General features: G+C 72.4%; 17 protein-coding genes. 8 read left to right on the forward strand and 9 right to left on the reverse strand.

Annotated features, from left to right (window positions below; genetic code table 11):
* Positions 1-60: 60 nt before the first annotated feature.
* From DFJ66_RS08680 to DFJ66_RS08690, 3 genes are all read right to left on the reverse strand, one after another.
* Positions 61-537 carry a superoxide dismutase family protein gene (locus DFJ66_RS08680; protein ID WP_246029640.1) on the reverse strand — a complete coding sequence of 159 codons (477 nt, stop codon included), beginning with the start codon at positions 535-537 and terminating at the stop codon, positions 61-63.
* Positions 538-722: 185 nt separating this feature from the next.
* The gene (locus tag DFJ66_RS08685) at positions 723-1,085 is read right to left on the reverse strand and encodes a DUF742 domain-containing protein (RefSeq protein WP_121219659.1); all 363 of its coding nucleotides are present in this window, start codon (positions 1,083-1,085) and stop codon (positions 723-725) included.
* Positions 1,086-1,119: 34 nt separating this feature from the next.
* On the reverse strand, positions 1,120-3,288 hold the full coding sequence (locus tag DFJ66_RS08690; protein ID WP_121219661.1) for a sensor histidine kinase: 2,169 nt from the start codon (positions 3,286-3,288) through the stop codon (positions 1,120-1,122).
* A 557-nt stretch (positions 3,289-3,845) separates the two neighbouring features.
* Between DFJ66_RS08690 and DFJ66_RS08695 the strand changes: the two genes are divergently transcribed.
* The 5 genes from DFJ66_RS08695 to DFJ66_RS08715 all read left to right on the forward strand — a co-directional run bounded on the left by DFJ66_RS08695 (position 3,846) and on the right by DFJ66_RS08715 (position 8,169).
* Positions 3,846-6,047, forward strand: a complete 2,202-nt coding sequence (locus DFJ66_RS08695; RefSeq protein WP_121219664.1) for a molybdopterin cofactor-binding domain-containing protein — start codon at positions 3,846-3,848, stop codon at positions 6,045-6,047.
* A gap of 9 nt (positions 6,048-6,056) precedes the next feature.
* Positions 6,057-6,512, forward strand: a complete 456-nt coding sequence (locus DFJ66_RS08700; RefSeq protein ID WP_121219666.1) for a (2Fe-2S)-binding protein — start codon at positions 6,057-6,059, stop codon at positions 6,510-6,512.
* A gap of 90 nt (positions 6,513-6,602) precedes the next feature.
* Entirely contained in the window at positions 6,603-7,034 is a 432-nt protein-coding gene (locus DFJ66_RS08705; RefSeq protein WP_121219667.1) for a MarR family winged helix-turn-helix transcriptional regulator, read from the forward strand.
* A gap of 80 nt (positions 7,035-7,114) precedes the next feature.
* Positions 7,115-7,555 (forward strand): hypothetical protein, encoded by a 441-nt coding sequence (locus DFJ66_RS08710; RefSeq protein WP_121230866.1) that lies wholly within the window; start codon positions 7,115-7,117, stop codon positions 7,553-7,555.
* A complete protein-coding gene (locus DFJ66_RS08715) occupies positions 7,555-8,169 on the forward strand; it encodes a DJ-1/PfpI family protein (RefSeq protein ID WP_121219669.1) in 615 nt (204 codons plus the stop codon). Before DFJ66_RS08710 ends, DFJ66_RS08715 begins: the two co-directional genes overlap by 1 nt.
* On the opposite strand, the gene DFJ66_RS08720 is transcribed toward DFJ66_RS08715, so the two are convergent.
* The 3 genes from DFJ66_RS08720 to DFJ66_RS08730 are packed head-to-tail and all read right to left on the reverse strand — an operon-like array spanning position 8,166 to position 9,814.
* Positions 8,166-8,714 carry a GNAT family N-acetyltransferase gene (locus DFJ66_RS08720; protein ID WP_121219671.1) on the reverse strand — a complete coding sequence of 183 codons (549 nt, stop codon included), beginning with the start codon at positions 8,712-8,714 and terminating at the stop codon, positions 8,166-8,168. The two genes, DFJ66_RS08715 and DFJ66_RS08720, sit on opposite strands and share 4 nt — an antisense overlap.
* Position 8,715: 1 nt before the next feature.
* Positions 8,716-9,096 (reverse strand): VOC family protein, encoded by a 381-nt coding sequence (locus tag DFJ66_RS08725; protein ID WP_121219673.1) that lies wholly within the window; start codon positions 9,094-9,096, stop codon positions 8,716-8,718.
* Between the two features lie 43 nt (positions 9,097-9,139).
* Positions 9,140-9,814, reverse strand: coding sequence for a dienelactone hydrolase family protein (locus tag DFJ66_RS08730; RefSeq protein WP_246029641.1), 675 nt, complete (start codon positions 9,812-9,814; stop codon positions 9,140-9,142).
* 100 nt (positions 9,815-9,914) lie between these two features.
* On the opposite strand from DFJ66_RS08730, the gene DFJ66_RS08735 reads away from it, so the two are divergent.
* Entirely contained in the window at positions 9,915-11,885 is a 1,971-nt protein-coding gene (locus DFJ66_RS08735; RefSeq protein WP_121219675.1) for an erythromycin esterase family protein, read from the forward strand.
* 70 nt (positions 11,886-11,955) lie between these two features.
* Here DFJ66_RS08735 and DFJ66_RS08740 read toward each other — a convergent pair whose 3' ends face one another.
* Both DFJ66_RS08740 and DFJ66_RS08745 read right to left on the reverse strand, forming a co-directional pair.
* Positions 11,956-12,339 carry a hypothetical protein gene (locus tag DFJ66_RS08740; protein ID WP_121219677.1) on the reverse strand — a complete coding sequence of 128 codons (384 nt, stop codon included), beginning with the start codon at positions 12,337-12,339 and terminating at the stop codon, positions 11,956-11,958.
* Complete coding sequence (locus DFJ66_RS08745; RefSeq protein ID WP_121219680.1) at positions 12,336-13,616, reverse strand: DUF1349 domain-containing protein; 1,281 nt, start codon at positions 13,614-13,616, stop codon at positions 12,336-12,338. Before DFJ66_RS08745 ends, DFJ66_RS08740 begins: the two co-directional genes overlap by 4 nt.
* 88 nt (positions 13,617-13,704) lie before the next feature.
* On the opposite strand from DFJ66_RS08745, the gene DFJ66_RS08750 reads away from it, so the two are divergent.
* Positions 13,705-14,763: a sensor histidine kinase gene (locus DFJ66_RS08750; protein WP_246029642.1), complete on the forward strand. Its 1,059-nt coding sequence runs from the start codon at positions 13,705-13,707 to the stop codon at positions 14,761-14,763.
* Positions 14,760-15,425, forward strand: a complete 666-nt coding sequence (locus DFJ66_RS08755) for a response regulator transcription factor (RefSeq protein WP_211351031.1) — start codon at positions 14,760-14,762, stop codon at positions 15,423-15,425. The genes DFJ66_RS08750 and DFJ66_RS08755 overlap by 4 nt, the downstream gene beginning before the upstream one ends.
* Here DFJ66_RS08755 and DFJ66_RS08760 read toward each other — a convergent pair.
* A complete protein-coding gene (locus DFJ66_RS08760; protein WP_246029643.1) occupies positions 15,422-16,111 on the reverse strand; it encodes a DsbA family oxidoreductase in 690 nt (229 codons plus the stop codon). The genes DFJ66_RS08755 and DFJ66_RS08760 overlap by 4 nt on opposite strands.
* Between the last annotated feature and the right edge of the window lie 18 nt (positions 16,112-16,129).

Below are 16,129 nucleotides of genomic sequence, written 5' to 3' on the forward strand. Positions count from 1 at the left end.
CCGGAGGAACCCCGGTCGAACCCCCGCGAAGCTGCGGTTCAGCCTCGCGGGGGTTGACACTCACGGCTTGAGGGTCACGCAGCCCAGGCGAGCACCGGCGGTGCCGGCGTGGCCCGCGTGGGTGGCGGTCGCCTTCTCGTGGATGACGACCGAGGCCGGCTTGCGGTCACCGAGCTTCCAGTCCACTGTGGACTTCGCGGTGCCCGAGCCCTTGTCGTCGGTGGTGAAGTCCAGCCAGATCTCGTTGCGCGGGTTGGCGTACTCGGGGTCGACCGAAGGGGTCACCGGGTCGGCCTTGTCCTGGAAGTGCGGGCCGGCCGCGTCTCCCTTCTCCCCGCACGCCTTGACGTGCGCGTGCGCACCGTAGGCCCGGCCGGGCTGCAGGCCGGTGACCTTCAGCTCCGTGACGACGCCTTCGGACGACGTCGTCACCGCCACCTCGGCGGTCGAGCCCGCCGGGAGCAGTTCGGGGTTGTACGTGGTCGCCGGGGCTTCCGGCGACCACGCGGCGAACGTGCCACCGCCGCGCAGCGCCACCGACGGCGGCGGCGTGGACGGGGTGGTCGAGGTGGTGCTCTGTGCGCCGTTCGCGCCGCAGCCCGAGAGGGCGGCGGCGAGGGTCAGAACGGCAACCGTGCGTGCGTGGATCGCGGCCTCCTACACCGTGCGGGGCTGGCGGGCCCCGCGTTGTCCTACCTTGCTCAAGCCCCTGAGCGGGGCCCTTAGAGCCTGCGAATCCCCTCCAGCACCCGCTGGAGCATCTCCAGGTCCGGCATCGCGGAGATCGTCCGCGAGCGGAACATCAGGAAGTCCCGTTCGAGCAGGTCGCTGATCACCACCCGGGCCACGCCCAGCGCGAGCCCGACCTTGGCGGAGATCTCCGCGACCGACTGCGGCACCGCGCACACCTCCAGCACCCGCAGGTACTCCGGGTTGAGCCCGTGCGGCTGCAGGCCGGTGGCGACGACGAGGGTGATCAGGTCCAACTGCGGGCCGACCGGCTTGGTCCGCCCCCGGGTGACCTGGTACGGGCGCACCAGGGGGCCGGCGTCCTGGTCGTACCAGGCGTCCTCGTCGTCGGTCACGACGCGGGCACCCCTCCCCCGGCGGCGACCACCGTCACGCGTCCTCACCCCGCGCCTGCTGCACGCCCCGCTGGAACGCGGAGAACCCCGCCCGCGACCGCTCCGGCTCCGGCTCCACCGCCGGCTCGAACAGCGGCAGCGACCCGGACACGCTGCCCAGCGACCCGGACAGGCTGCCCAGCGACTCGCCGGGCGTGCGGGTGGCCAGCGACTCGCCGGGCGTGCGGCGCTCCAGCGGGGCGCGGCGCGGCTGGGGCGCGACGACCGGGGCCAGCGTCGCCGTCTGCTCCACCGGCGACTCCTCGGCGATGAGCTCGTTGGGCAGCATCACGACCGCCTGCACGCCCCCGTAGATCGACTCGCGCAGCGCGACCTTGATGCCGTTGCGGTTGGCCAGCTGACCGACCACGAACAGGCCGATGCGGGTCTCGCCGGTCAGCGCCATCACGCCGAAGTCCGGCGGGCTCTGCAACCGGCGGTTGAGCTCGGCCAGCCGCTCTTCCTGGATGCCCTGGCCCTGGTCCTCGATCTCGATGACCACGCCGCGCCCGACGCGGGTGGCGACGATGTCCACGTGCGTCTCCGCCGGGGAGAACGCGGTGGCGTTGTCGACCAGCTCGGCCAGCAGGTGGATGACGTCGGCGACGACCGCGCCGGTGAGCTTCACGTCCGGCAGCGACCCGGTGTCCACGCGGCTGTAGTGCTCGGTCTCCGACACCGCGCCGCGCACCACGTCCAGCAGCGGCACGGGGTTGCGCCACTGCCGGCCGGGCCGCTTGCCGCCCAGGATGATCAGGCTCTCGGCGTTGCGGCGGCTGCGGGTGGCCAGGTGGTCGAGCTGGAACAGCAGGGCGAGCTGGTCGGGGTCCTCCTCGGAGCGCTCGGCCTTGTCCAGCACCTGCAACTGCTTGTGCACCATGACCTGGTTGCGGTGGGCCATGTTGAGGAACACCGACCGGACGCCCTGCCGGGTCTCGGCCTCCTCGGCGGCGGCGGACACCGCGAACCGCTGCGCCTTCTCGAACGCCCGCGCGACCTGGCCGATCTCGTCGTCACCGTGGTCGAAGGTGGGCAGCTCGGACTCGACGTCCACGCGCTCGCCGCGCCCGATGCGCGCCACCACGTCGGGCAGCTTGTGCTCGGCCACCTCCAGGGTGTCCTTGCGCAGCGTGGTCAGGCGGCGGATCAGCGAGCGGGACTGGCGCAGGGCGACGACCATCGCGGCGATGGCGAGCAGCAGGATCACGCCGCCCGCGGTGAGCGAGGCGGTCAGCACCGCGCCGCCGCGCTCGTGGCCGAGGTCGGCGGCGTAGGTGGAGTGGGCGGCGTAGAGCTTGAGCAGGTTCTCCGAGACGACCTGGTGGGCCTTCTCCCAGGCGTCGACGTCGAAGTCGGCGGGGTGCTTGCCCGGCCCCTTGGCCATGATCTTGTCGTCGCCCGCGACGAGGGTCTTCCAGGAGTCGGTGCCCTTGAGGTTGGTGTAGTCGGTGCGCTCCTGGTCGGTCAGGCGCGGCACGATCGTCTCGATGAGCTCGTGGTAGGTGCCCATCTGGTGGGCCAGCTCGTGGTACTCCTTCTCGTCCAGGCCGCGCGTCATCGCGCGCTGCACCAGGACGTGGGAGCGGGCCTGGGCCTCCACCGAGCGCAGCAGCTCGGAGCTGATCGTCTGCTCGAAGGCGACCTCGCCGTCGGTGGCCGACCGGGCGATGCCCTGGACGCTGAGGCCGACGAAGTCGACCAGGTCGCCGTAGAAGTCGTAGACCTGGCCGGGGGTGACCGCGCCGAAGTCGGCCCGCTGGCGCATCTGCGGCAGGTCGCGGGCGGCGTCGCCGAGCAGCTGGAGGGGCTTGCGCAGCTCGTCGGGGGCGTCCTCGGCCAGGCGCTCGACCGTCCGGGACAGCTCGACCAGGGCGGTGTCGACGGCTCCGCGCTGCTCGGCGAGCTTCTTGCGGTCGGCGCCGGGGTCGTTGAGCTGCAGCGTGGTCAGCCGCCGCTCCTCCTGCACCGCCTGGATCACCCGCGAGCTGGGACCGAGCGAGCTGCGGACGTTGTCCGCGAAGGATCTTGTGTTGATCCCCTGGTAGGCCAGGTAGCCGGACAGGACGACACCCACGACCATGATCGCGATCGACGGGATGAGGGCGATGGCCAGGACGCGGGACTGGATCGTGCCCGATCCCCGCAGCCGCTTGAGTGTGCGCATGGACGTCGTCTCTTCAACCTTCCCCGGCTCGTCGGCTCGCAGCGGGATCGATCGCCATCACCGGATCGCGGAATCGCAACGACAACGAACTGGCGGCGCACGGCACTAACGCGCCCCCAAGAGCGGAAATAACCCCGACAACGGCCGACAAGGCATCCGCAGGTTCCCCGAAGTCCCCTGCGGTTCATTTGTGGTGACGCGCTGGACTGGTGTGCGGGGGCTTTTATAGCAGATCTCGCAACTGCTGCCTACCCCAGGGTAGGTAGTACACGTGGTTGACCATCCGTGAACCCCTAGTTACTCCGAACGGCGGATGGATCTACCCGCTTAGGGTTACCTAGAGTGTCGCGCAACCACGGCCAAAGGGACGCCGTACCCCCGTCCCGGGCCGTCGACTACACCTGTCCGAGTAGGTCCGGCGAACGTGAGAGGTTGTCTCATTTCGCTTCCGCACCCGCTGACCTCGCGGAACCGCACAAACTCCGCAGGCGAATGTCGATGGTTTTGTCGTGTTACCCCTGCAAACACCCTGCAATAGCTCTGGTGAGGAGTTGCCGATGGCCGGCGCCGACGGGCGGATTGACCCGGACAAGTCGGGCGAGCGCAAGCGCGGGATCGGTCGGCGCAGATTCCTGACCTTCGCCATCGCCGCGCCGACGCTGGCCGTGGGCGGCTACGTCGCCTACGACGCCACCGACGCCGAGGCGCTGCCCAGCCTGCCGCAGCCCGCCGACCTGCTCGACCTCGGCGACGTGATCACGCTGGCCAGCCGGCCCACCGCGTGGACCATGGCGCTGCGCGTGGAGACCGATGGCACGGTCGTCTTCGAGCTGCCGCGCGCCGAGTCCGGGCAGGGCATCACCACCGCCGTGGCCATGCTCGTGGCCGAGGAGCTGGACGCGAAGCTGTCCGACGTGCGGGTGGAGCTCGCCGACGCCACGCCGAGCCTGCTGTGGAACCAGTTCACCGGCGGCTCGACCGGCATGCGCACGCTGTGGGAGCCGGTCCGCCAGATCGCCGCCGCCACGCGGGGCCGCCTGGTCACCGCCGCCGCCAAGCGGTGGGGCGTCGAGGCCTCCGCGCTGACCACCCGCGACTCTACGGTGGTCGCCGCCGATGGCCGCACCCTGAGCTTCGGCGCGCTGGCCGTCGAGGCCGCCGCCACCACGGCCGCCCCGGTCACCGGGCTGCCCAAGGACGCCAAGAACTACAAGCTCGTCGGCACCCCGACCGGCCGGGTGGACGCCCGCGACATCGTCACCGGCAAGGCCAAGTACACGATGGACGTCGAGGTGGAGGGCGCGCTGGCCACGGTCGTCGCCCGGCCGCCCACGATCCGCGGGACCGTCGTCTCGGTGGACGACACCGCGGCGAAGGCGATCCCCGGCGTGGTCGCGGTGACCCGGATCGACAGCGGTGTCGCGGTGAGCGCGAAGTCGTTCGACATCGCGCTCAAGGCCCGCGACGCCCTGAAGATCACCTGGAAGGACGGGCCGGCGGTCGGGCTGTCCGACACGAACATCCGGTCCAAGCTCCGGTCGGCGGTCGCGCCCCTGGTGGTGCCGGGGCTGCTGTCGAGCTACATCGACGCCGAGTTCGACTTCGCGTTCGTGCCGCACGCGCCGATGGAGGTGCTCAACGCGGTCGCCGACGTGCGCGAGGACCGGGCCGAGGTGTGGTTCCCGTGCCAGTCGCCGATCGTGGCGCAGAACGAGATCGCCCGGGTCGTCGGCCTGCCGGTGGACCGGGTGACCGTGCACGTGTCGCGGGCCGGCGGGTCGTTCGGGCGCCGGCTGTTCTGGGACCCGGCGCTGGAGGCGGCGGCGGTGTCCAAGAAGATCGGCAAGCCGGTCCGCCTGATGTGGACCCGCCAGGACGACACCAAGCACGGCCGGATGCGGCCCGCGTCGCACCACAAGATCCGCGCCACCCACCTGCTCGGCGACGTGCAGGCCTTCGAGCACCGCATGGCGGCCGTGGAGACCGACCTCAAGCACGGGTTCGGCGAGATCGTCAGCGCCAGCGGCGCGGCGGTGTCCGGCCCGGCGGACGGCCTGCTGTTCTTCCACCTGTCGGCGACCTGCCCGTACAACTTCGGCGTCGTGACGCAGGTGCTCAGCGAGGTGCCGGTGCCGGTGCCCACCGGCAGCTGGCGGTCGGTGTACTCGGCGAACCTGCGGACCGCCGAAGAGATCGTGGTGGACGAGCTGGCCGCGAAGCTCGGGCGCGACCCGGTGAAGTTCCGCACCCAGGTGCTGAAGTCCGCGCGGGTCAAGGCGGTGCTGGCCAAGGTCGCGGCGGAAGGCCAGTGGGGCAAGGCGATGCCCGCCGGGACGGCGCAGGGCGTCGGCGTGCACGAGGAGTACCGGTCGGCCACGGCGTGCCTGGTGGAGATCGACGCGCGCGACCCGAAGGCGCCGCGGGTGACCCGGGCGACCATCGCGGTGGACGTCGGCCTGCCGGTCAACCCGACCGGGCTCAAGGCGCAGATGATGGGCGGCCTGATGGACGCCATCTCGACGGTCCTGCAGGCCGGGGTGCACATCGACGACGGGCGCGTGCGGGAAGGCAGCTTCGGCGACTTCCACTACGCCCGCCAGAAGCACGCGCCGATCAAGCTCGACGTGTTCGTCATGCCGCCCAACGGCCGGCCCGGCGGCGCGGGCGAGCTGGGCGTGCCCGCGGCGGCGGCGGCCGTGGCCAACGCCTACGCCCGCGCGACCCGCACCCGTCCCCGCAGCTTCCCGATCAACTTCTGAGGAGTTCCCGTGCCCACCTACCGGTTCTCCGTCAACGGCGAGCAGGTCGCGGTCGACGCACCCGCCGACACCCCGCTGCTGTGGGTGCTGCGCGACCGCCTCGGCATCACCGGGCCGAAGTACGGCTGCGGTGTCGGCGTGTGCAAGGCGTGCACCAGCCACATCGACGGCGCGGCGGTGACCCCGTGCACCGTGCCCGTGTCGGACTGCCAGGGCCGCAAGGTCACCACCATCGAGGGCCTGGCCGACGGCGACGACCTGCACCCGGTGCAGGAGGCGTGGCTGACCGAGGACGTGGCCCAGTGCGGCTTCTGCCAGCCGGGCCAGATCATGGCCGCCGCCGCGCTGCTGAAGAAGACCAAGTCGCCGACGGACGCGGAGATCGACGCGATCGAGAACGTCTGCCGCTGCGGCACCTACTGCCGCATCCGCGACGCGATCAAGCGCGCCGCCGCGGCGATGTGACGGCGGGGTGGCGCGGTCGGTCGGCCGCCCGCGCCACCCCCTCGCGCGCACCTTCCCCGCCTCCGGCGCCGGTGCGCGAAAATACCCGCTGTGACCGCCCCGAACGACCCGCAGCCGTCCGCGCCGAGCACCTCGATCGTCGTCCTCACCCTCGCGCGCCGGGTCGAGGCCGAGCTGACCGCCGCACTCGCGCCCCTGGAGCTGACGGTGAGCAAGCTCGGACTCCTCGGCCACATCTCCGGCGTCCCCGGCGCGTCCTTCTCCGACCTGGCCCGCATGTCCGGCATCTCGGTCCAGTCCGTGCACGGCGCGGTGAAAGCGCTGGTCGCCGCCGGGCTCGTGCAGGACCGCACCGCGCGCGCCGGCTCGGCGTCCACGATCGAGCTGACCCCCGAGGGCACGCGCCTGCTCGACGCCGCCCGCGCGAAGGTGTCCGAAGTGGACGAACGCCTCTTCGGTCCCGACGCCGACCCCGCCCAACGCGAAGTCGGCCGGGTGGTGCGGGCGACGTTCTCCTCCTGATCACCGACTGACCGCACCCAACCTTCAAGTCGCCTGAAGCATGCGCTAGGCTTCAGGAAGACTGAAGGTTGGAGGTCGTCGTGCACCATGTCCTGCTGTCGATCCACGTGGTCGCCGGCATCGTCTTCGTCGGCGGCTCGGCGGTCGCCGCGAGCCTGTTCCCCCGCTACGTCCCGGTCTCCGGCACCGGGTCGGACGAGCGCAACCCCGCCGTCGCCGCCCTGCTGCACCGAGTGACCGGCGGCTACGCCGTCGCGGGTGTCGTCGTGCCCGTGGCGGGCATCGTCCTGGCGTCCGTCCAGGGCCGCATGGGCGAGATCTGGGTCGTCGTGGCGATGGTCCTGACCGCCGCGGCCGGGTTCCTGCTGGCCCTCCAGATCCACCCGCGCCAGCGGGCCGCCCTGCGCGAGCCCGGTGACGCGCGCAAGCTCAAGACGCTGTCCGGCCTGGTCGGCGTCTACAACATCCTCTGGACGGTCGTCGTCGTGCTGATGATCGTCCGACCCGGATCGGGGGCGTGATGACCACGTACGGACTGCTGGTCTTCGACGAGGTCGAGGAGCTGGACTTCGTCGGCCCCTGGGAGGTGTTCACCGCCTCGGCGCTGGTCCGCGCCGCCGGGGACACCGCCGTGCTGGTCGCGGAGAGCCTGGACCCGGTGCGGTGCGCCAAGGGGCTGCGGGTGCTGCCCGACCGGACGCTGGCCGACCACCCCCCGCTGGACGTGCTGGTGGTCCCGGGCGGTCGCGGTGCCCGGCTTGTGCAGACGCGCAACCCGGTGGTGACCGACTGGATCGCCGGCACCGGGGCGCGGTGGGTGGTCGGCGTGTGCACGGGCGCGTTCCTGCTGCACGCGGCGGGCGTGACGCGCGGACGGCGGGTCGCGACCCACTGGCAGCACGAGCAGGAGTTGGAAGACCTCGGCGGCGTCACGGTCGTGCGGGACGCCCGGTACGTGGTGGACGGCACGCTGCTGACCAGCCAGGGCGTGTCCGCGGGCATCGACAGCGCCCTGTGGCTGGTCGGGCACCTGCACGGCCGCGACCACGCGCGCGAGGTCCGCCGCACGATCCAGTACGACCCGTCCCCGCCCTACACCGCCGACGAACCGCTGCCCGCCCGGCTCAGCGGCTAGCTCGTCGTCAGCGGGTAGTCCATCTCGACGCCGTCGAGCACCACGCCGTCGGGCAGCGGCACGCGGGTCCGGCGCACCTCGCGGAAGCCGAAGGACCGGTACAGCGGCTCGCCGGGCAGGGTCGCCATCAGCACCAGCGACCGGAAGCCCTCCGCCCGAGCGTCCCGGACGCACCGGGCCAGGATCGCCTTGCCCAGCCCGCGCCGGGTCCAGTCGCCGCGCACGAACATCGCGCGGACCCGGGCGGGCTCGGTGGCCGGGTCGAGCAGGCGGTCGTCGGACGCGCCCGGCCCGGACCCGGTGTAGAGCTTGTCGCGCTTGCTCCAGCCGCCGCACGCCACCACGTCGCCGTCCTCCTCGTGGACGTAGTAGGTGCCGTCGTCGATCAGCACGGTGTCCGGGACGGTCAGGTGGCGCGCGGCGGAGGCCGTGGCGCGGTCGTCGTGGAAGCGCGGGAAGACGTCGAGGACGGAGCGCCGCATCAGCTCGCCGATCGCCGGCACGTCCGCTCTCGTCGCCGCTCGCAGCCCCACGGCGGCGATCATGTCACGGTGCCTGGTGCAGGCACAGGTAGTTTCCCTCGGAGTCGCAGAACCAGGCGGCCTTCTCGCCGTTCATGTCGGCGATGTGGTCCACGGTCTTGATGTCGGGCGTGTCGTAGTCCTCGAACCGGACGCCGCGCCCCTCCAACTCCCGGATCTCCCCGGAGATGTCGGAGACCTCGAAGCTGAGGACGGTGTGCTTGGTCTGCGAACCCTCCTCGGCGGGCAGCAGGCTCACGCCGTTGCCGTGACCGAGGTCGAACGTGCGGCTGCCGTCGGGCAGTCTCCCGACCTCCTTGAGGCCGAGCTGGTCGGTGTAGAAGCGGCTCGCCCGGTCCATGTCGGAGACGGGCAGGACGGTCGTGGTTCTCGTATCGGTGAGCATTCGAGTACCTCCTCCAGACGGAGCAATCGTCCGCCCGAACGGGCTACTCGGCAATGCGTGTTCGCGTTCCGTAAGGAGCGAGGTGCGTGCGGAACCACCCGGCCGCGAGCCGGGCCACCCGGTCGAGCGCACCGGGTTCCTCGAACAGGTGGGTCGCCCCCTGGACCACCTCGATCGCCCACCGGCCGCCCAGCCGCGCCGCCGCCGCCCGGTTGAGGTCGAGCACCTGGTGGTCGCGGCTGCCCACGATGAGCAGCGTGGGCACCAGCACGCGGCTCAGCGCGGCGCGCGCCAGGTCCGGCCGCCCGCCCCGGGACACCACGGCCCCGACCGGCACCTCGGCGGCGGCCACCAGCGCGGCGGCGGCCCCGGTGCTCGCTCCGAACAGCCCGATCGGCAGCCCGGCGGTCTCGCCGCAGGTCCCGCACCACCGCACGGCGTCGGCCACCCGCCCGGCGAGCAGCCCGATGTCGAACCGCAGCCGCCCGGTGCGCACGTCCACACGCTCCTCGTCCGCGGTGAGCAGGTCCACCAGCAGGGTGGCCAGGCCCTGGTCGCGCAGGAACGCCGCCACCGCCCGGTTGCGCCCGCTGTGCCGGGAACTGCCCGAGCCGTGCGCGAACACCACGACGCCCACCGGGTCCGGCGGCACGCCGAGGTCACCCGCCAGGTCGCCGACCCGCACCGCGACCGGGTCCTCCACGAGGTGGGAGTTCACGGCCCGTCGGTGCGCCAAACGTGTAGTGGGCGCCCAACGTGTAGTGGCCCCGGCGCGCGGGTAACCCGGGAACTTCCGCCGACGCCGGGGAGTGAGGACCGTGCGGAACCGACGCGACCGGCTCTTCCGGGACCGCCGTGACGCGGGACGGGTGCTGGCCGGACTGCTGTCCCACTACCGCGACCGGGACGACGTGGTCGTGCTGGCGCTGCCACGCGGCGGGGTGCCGGTCGCCTACGAGGTGGCTCGGGCGTTGCGGGCGCCGCTGGACGTGTTCGTCGTGCGCAAGCTCGGTCTGCCGCGTCAGCCGGAGCTGGCGATGGGCGCGCTGGCGTCCGGGGGCGTGGTCGTGCTCAACGACGACATCGTCCGGCAGGCCCGCGTGGACGACGACACCCTGCGGCGCGTCACCGAGCACGAGCAGAAGGAGCTGCTGCGGCGCGAGCGCGCGTACCGGGGTGCCGCGGACATGATCGACGTGGCCGACAAGACCGTGGTGCTCGTGGACGACGGCTTGGCGACGGGCGCCAGCACGCGTGCCGCCGTGCGGGCGTTGCGCCAGTTGCGTCCCGCGCGGCTGGTCGTGGCCGTGCCGACCGCGCCCGCGTCGACGTGCCGGGAGTTGGCGCGCGAGGTCGACGACATGGTGTGCGCGTCCACGCCGGCCGACTTCGTCGCCGTGGGCGGGTCATATATGACCTTCGGGCAGACGACCGACGACGAGGTGCGGTCGTTGCTGCGCGGTGCTGAGGGGACCCCGGTCGCGGACACCACCGTGGCGGTCCTGCGGGCGGACGCCGTGCCCGCGCCCGGTGGGGTGCTGCCCGACGAGGTGCTGTTCGACCTGGTCGGGGACGCCGGGCTGGTGCTGTTCGGGGAGGCGTCGCACGGGACGCACGAGTTCTACGCCGCGCGGGCCGCGATGACCCGGCGGTTGGTGCAGGAGAAGGGGTTCCGCGCGGTGGCGGTGGAGGCGGACTGGCCGGACGCCTACCGCGTCGACCGGTACGTGCGGGGGTACGGGGAGGACCGCGACGCCGAGGAGGCGCTGCGCGGGTTCGAGCGGTTCCCGGCGTGGATGTGGCGCAACACCGAGGTGCTGGAGTTCGTGGCGTGGCTGCGGGCGCACAACGAGCGGGCCGACGAGCCGGTCGGGTTCTACGGCTTGGACCTCTACAGCCTGCACCGGTCGGCCGCGCAGGTCGTGGCGTACCTGGAGGGCGTGGACCCGCAGGCCGCCGCGCGGGCGCGGGAGCGGTACTCGTGCCTGGAGCACGGCGAGGACGGTCGTGCCTACGCGCGGGCGGCGGCGTTCGGCGCCGGCGAGGACTGCGAGCGGCGCGTGATCGCCCAGCTGACCGAACTCTGCTCGAACTATCGCGCCAGGGACGATCGTCCCGAAAACGATCGTTCCGCCGACGAACGTTTCCACGCCGAACGCAACGCCCAGCTGGTGCGGTCGGCGGAGGAGTACTACCGGACGATGTTCGGCGGCCGGGTGTCCTCGTGGAACCTGCGCGACCGGCACATGGCGGAGACGTTGGAGGCCCTGCGCGACCACCTGGACGGCGGCAAGATCGTGGTCTGGGCGCACAACTCGCACCTCGGTGACGCGCGGGCGACCGAGTTCGCGTCCCGCGGCGAGCTGAACGTGGGCCAGTTGGTCCGCGAACACCACCCCGACGACTGCCGCCTGATCGGCTTCACCACCTACACCGGCACCGTCACCGCCGCCGACAACTGGGGTGAGGAGGCGGACCGCAAACGCGTCCGCCCGGCGCTACCCGGGAGCGTGGAGGAGCAGTTGCACGAGGTCGGCGGCGACTTCGCCCTGGTCTTCCCGCAAGCCCCGCGCAGCGCACGAGTGCTCCGGACGTCCCGCCTGGAACGGGCCATCGGCGTCATCTACCGCCCCCACACGGAACGCCACAGCCACTACTTCCGCGCCCGCCCAGCCGACCAGTTCGACGCCCTGATCCACGTGGACCGGACGACCGCCCTGGAGCCCTTGGAGCGCACACCGCGATGGAACAGCGGCGACCTCCCCGAGACCTACCCCCACGCGGTCTGACCCAGCCACCGCCACCCACAGCAGCACGCGGCCGGCCGCCCCGGAGGCGACCGGCCGCGCGTGAACCCCGTCAGTCCGCAGGCCCCGGCTCCCGCGCCGCGCTGCCCGCCGAGCCGCCCGCCTCATCGGCCGACTGCCCGCGCCCCACGGCCTCGGCCACGTCCTCCGCCGCCGCGGGGTCCCGGGCCGTGTCGGGTTCCTCCTCCGCCAGCCGGTCGTCCAACGGCCGCGGGTGGGCCTGCTCGTACGGTGTCGTCCCGTACTTGTCCGCCCCCGACCACCGCTCCGGCGGGTCCATCGCGGCCTCCAGCGGGTCCGCGCGCAAGCGGTCCTCGTCCAGGTCCTCGGCGCTGTTCAGCGCCGCCGGATCGGTTTCGACCGAGTCCGGCGCCCCGGTGTCCTGCGGCGCCGCGTAGGACGCCAGCTCGTCGGTCCTGTCGTCGCCAGTGCTCATGCTGTGCGTGTACCCGTCCGCACGCGCCTCAACCCGATCAAGACCGCCGCGTACCCGCCCAGCACCGCCAACCCCGCCCACCACGGCAGCGGGAAGTACCCACCGGCCGGTGCGTAGTAGTCGACCACCTGGGGATACGCGACCCGCGTGCCGACCACCGAGAACCCTGCCGCCGGTGTCACCCGCAACAACCACCCCAACCCCGGCACCACCAACGCCACCACATAAGGCACCACCACGGTCCCCAACGCCACCACAACGGCCACCCACCGCCGCAGCAACCCCCGCAACGCCCACGAATACGCCGCAACCAACGCCATGAACACCCCGACCCCGAGCACCACCCGCGCCAAGGTCAGCCAAGGCACCCCGTCCACGAACACCACCGCCGCCCCGGCACCCACCACGCCCACCACGAACGGCCACCGCACCGACCACAGCACCAGCACGACCACCGCCAAAATCAACCCCACCAACGCACCCGCCGCCGAAGGACCCGGCAGGGGCCCGATGTCACCCGATCCAGTGACGGTGAACGTCCCGCCCGACTCGACCCCGCCGGCGGCCCGGTGGAACTTCTCCCAGTCGGTGGTCCCCGCTCCCCCCACCGCCGCACTCGTCCACGACGCCGCCGGCCCGTCCACCACCACGTGGTCGAACACCCCGGTCGCCTGCGTGAACCGCACCTGGGACGCCCCGTCCCGCACGGTCAGGTCCCCCGGCGAGGTGACGAACAGTCCCACCAGGACGGTGTCCGGCAAGGACAACCGCACCGACCCGACCCGCGTCCACGACACGCCGTCGACGGAGTCCTCCCCCGTCACGACGTCCCCGTCCCGGCTCAACCGCAGCCACCGGGCCGTCGCCGAACCGGCGGTGTCGTGGACGTAGTCGTGCTGCATCCGCACGCCGTGCGCACCGGTCAGCATCAGCGCCGCGTACGAAGACCCCTGCGCGAGCCCGTCCTTGACGATCACGCCCGCCTTGGCCCACGGCACCAGCCCGGGAACGATCTTGTCGTGGTCGGGCGGCGGGTAGGTGATGGTGCCTTCCATCGACGCGACGCGGGCGGTGATGGAGCCGTGGACGCCCAACGGCCGGTGCATGACGAAGAACCGGTCGCTGACCGGGGTCCCGTCCGGTCCGACGGGGTCGGTGGGGCACTCGACCTCGACCGTCCCCTCGCTGCACGACGAGCGGTCCAGCAGCGGCAGGAGCAGTCCGGGCAGGGCGATGAGCAAGAGCGCGGCGACGGCCGCGACGACTGGGGTTCGCACGGCATCCGGTTCTACGGGCCGCACGGTCACACGGGCCGAACAGCCGCTGTCACACCGCTGTTAGGTCGGGCGGGGCATGCTGACGGGCATGTTGCGCGGCCGGATGACGGTGGGACTGCGGTTCACCGTGCTTTACGCGGTGGTGTTCCTGGTGTCCGGGGCGGCGTTGGCGGCGCTGATCAACCTGTTCGGCGGGGACCTGACGAGCGTGGCCCCGGTGGGTGGGCCGCCGCCGGACCCGGGGTGGGAGCAGGCCCGCTCACGGCAGCTGCTGGTCGGCACGCTGGCGGCGCTGGCCGTCATGGCGGCGGTGTCGGTGCTGGTCGGCAAGGCGATCGCGGGCCGGGTGCTGCGGCCGTTGCGGACGATCACCGCCGCGACCCGGCGGATCACCGCCGAGAACCTGCACGAGCGCTTGGCGGTGACCGGGCCGGCGGACGAGGTCAAGCAGCTGGCCGACACCGTGGACGACCTCCTGGAACGCCTGGAGACGTCCTTCTCGGCGCAGCGCGCGTTCGTCGCCAACGCGTCACACGAACTCCGCACCCCGCTCGCGACCATGCGCGCGTCCCTGGACGTGGCGACGGCCAAGCCGCACGCGCACCCCCAGACCGTCGCGCTGGCCGACCGCCTCCGCGCTCAACTCACGAACGTGGACCACCTCTTGGACGCGCTCCTCACCTTGGCCAGAGCCGGCACCCCCACCGACCTCGCCCCGGTGAGCCTGTCCGCGCTCGCCGACCAGGCCCTCCTTGCCCGAGCTGAAATTCTTGGCGTCCGGAAAATTTCAGTGGACAGGAATTTTCAGAACGGGGAAATTTTCGGCAGCCCTGTCCTGCTCGCGCAACTGGTCGACAACGTGGTGGACAACGCGGTGCGCCACAACGTCGACGGCGGCTGGATGAAGGTCACCGCGGGCGACTCCCTGGTGGTGGAGAGCGGCGGGCCGGTGCTGGCGCAGGCGGACGTCGAGCGGCTGGGGCGGCCGTTCCAGCGGCTGACCAACCGTACCGGGTCGGACCGCGGGTCCGGTCTGGGCCTGTCGATCGTCGCCGCCATCGCCACCGCCCACGACGGTTGCCTCTCGATCACCGCACGACCCGAAGGCGGACTGCGGGTCACCGTCCACTTCGGAGCGAAGCGGTGAGGGTGCTGGTGGTCGAGGACGCGCGGGCGCTCGCCGAGGTCGTCGCCGAGGGGCTGCGGGACCAGGGCATGGCGGTGGACGTGGCGCACGACGGCCTCACCGCCGCCGCCAAGCTCGACGTGACCGACTACGAGGTGGTCGTGCTGGACCGCGACCTGCCCGGCCTGCACGGCGACGACCTGTGCCAGGTGATCACCTCGGCGGACGACCGGCCGATGGTCCTCATGCTGACCGCGTCGGGCACGCCGGAGGACCGCGTCCGCGGCCTGACCCTGGGCGCGGACGACTACCTGGCCAAGCCGTTCCACTTCCCCGAACTGGTGCTGCGCGTGCGCGCCCTGTCCCGCCGCCGCCCGTCCTCCCGGGCCCGGACGCTGCGCGTGGGCGGCGTCGAACTGGACCCGGTGCGGCGAACGGCGACGCGTGACGGCGTGCCGTTGGCGTTGTCGGTGAAGGAGTTCGCGGTGCTGGAGGCGCTGCTGCGGGCGTGGCCGGGGTTCCTGAGCGCGGAGGGCCTGCTGGAGCGGGTGTGGGACGAGCACGCCGACCCGTTCACCAACACCGTGACCGTCACCGTGGGCCGCCTGCGCCGCAAACTCGGCTCGCCGCCGGTCATCACCACCACCCCCGGCGTCGGCTACCGGCTGACAGGACCGTCCTAGCAGCCGTCGACCGAGCAGGCGTTCACGTCCTGGAGCACGGCCACCGGACGGTCGGCCCACGCCGTCTCCAGCGCCTTGGTGAACAGCTCCACCGGCTGCGCGCCGGAGATGCCGTAGCGGCCGTCCACCACGAAGAACGGCACCCCGTTGGCACCCAGCCGCGCCGCCTCGCGCTCGTCCGCGCGCACGGCGTCGAGGTAGGCGTCGGACTCCAGCACGCGCCGGACGTCGTCCTCGTCCAGCCCCGCGTCCACCGCGACCTTGGTCAGCGCTTCGGGCGTGAACAGCGAGCGGCCCTCGGCGAAGTGGGCCCGGTACATCGCCTGCAACACCTCGCGCTCCACGCCGCGCTCACGGGCCAGGTGCAGCAGCCGGTGCGCGTCGACGGTGTTGCCGACCTCGCGGTCGGAGACGTAGGCCAGCCCGTCCCCGTGGGCGACGGCCGCGACCTTGCCGTCCAGGCCGACCCCGCCGGCCCCGAACTTCTCGACCAGCATGTCGACCAGCATGTCGGCCACCGGCTCGGTGCGCTCGCGGTGCGGGTCGAGCTCGAAGGAGCGGTGCACCACCTCGACGTCGGCACGGTGCTCGAAGCCCGCGAGGGCCTGCTCGAAGCGGGCGGTGCCGATGTAGCACCACGGGCAGACCAGGTCACTCCAGATTTCGACGCGCACGGGCTTCCTCACGTGAGTACACTTACCGGT

Source organism: Saccharothrix variisporea (assembly GCF_003634995.1).
Classification (GTDB): domain Bacteria; phylum Actinomycetota; class Actinomycetes; order Mycobacteriales; family Pseudonocardiaceae; genus Actinosynnema; species Actinosynnema variisporeum.

Excerpts from the sequence above, each read along its gene's own strand:
- DFJ66_RS08690 (WP_121219661.1), bottom strand. The coding sequence starts at position 3,288 with ATGCGCACACTCAAGCGGCTGCGGGGATCGGGCACGATCCAGTCCCGC.
- DFJ66_RS08695 (WP_121219664.1), top strand. The coding sequence starts at position 3,846 with ATGGCCGGCGCCGACGGGCGGATTGACCCGGACAAGTCGGGCGAGCGC.
- DFJ66_RS08715 (WP_121219669.1), top strand. The coding sequence starts at position 7,555 with ATGACCACGTACGGACTGCTGGTCTTCGACGAGGTCGAGGAGCTGGAC.
- DFJ66_RS08720 (WP_121219671.1), bottom strand. The coding sequence starts at position 8,714 with ATGATCGCCGCCGTGGGGCTGCGAGCGGCGACGAGAGCGGACGTGCCG.
- DFJ66_RS08725 (WP_121219673.1), bottom strand. The coding sequence starts at position 9,096 with ATGCTCACCGATACGAGAACCACGACCGTCCTGCCCGTCTCCGACATG.
- DFJ66_RS08740 (WP_121219677.1), bottom strand. The coding sequence starts at position 12,339 with ATGAGCACTGGCGACGACAGGACCGACGAGCTGGCGTCCTACGCGGCG.
- DFJ66_RS08750 (WP_246029642.1), top strand. The coding sequence starts at position 13,705 with ATGTTGCGCGGCCGGATGACGGTGGGACTGCGGTTCACCGTGCTTTAC.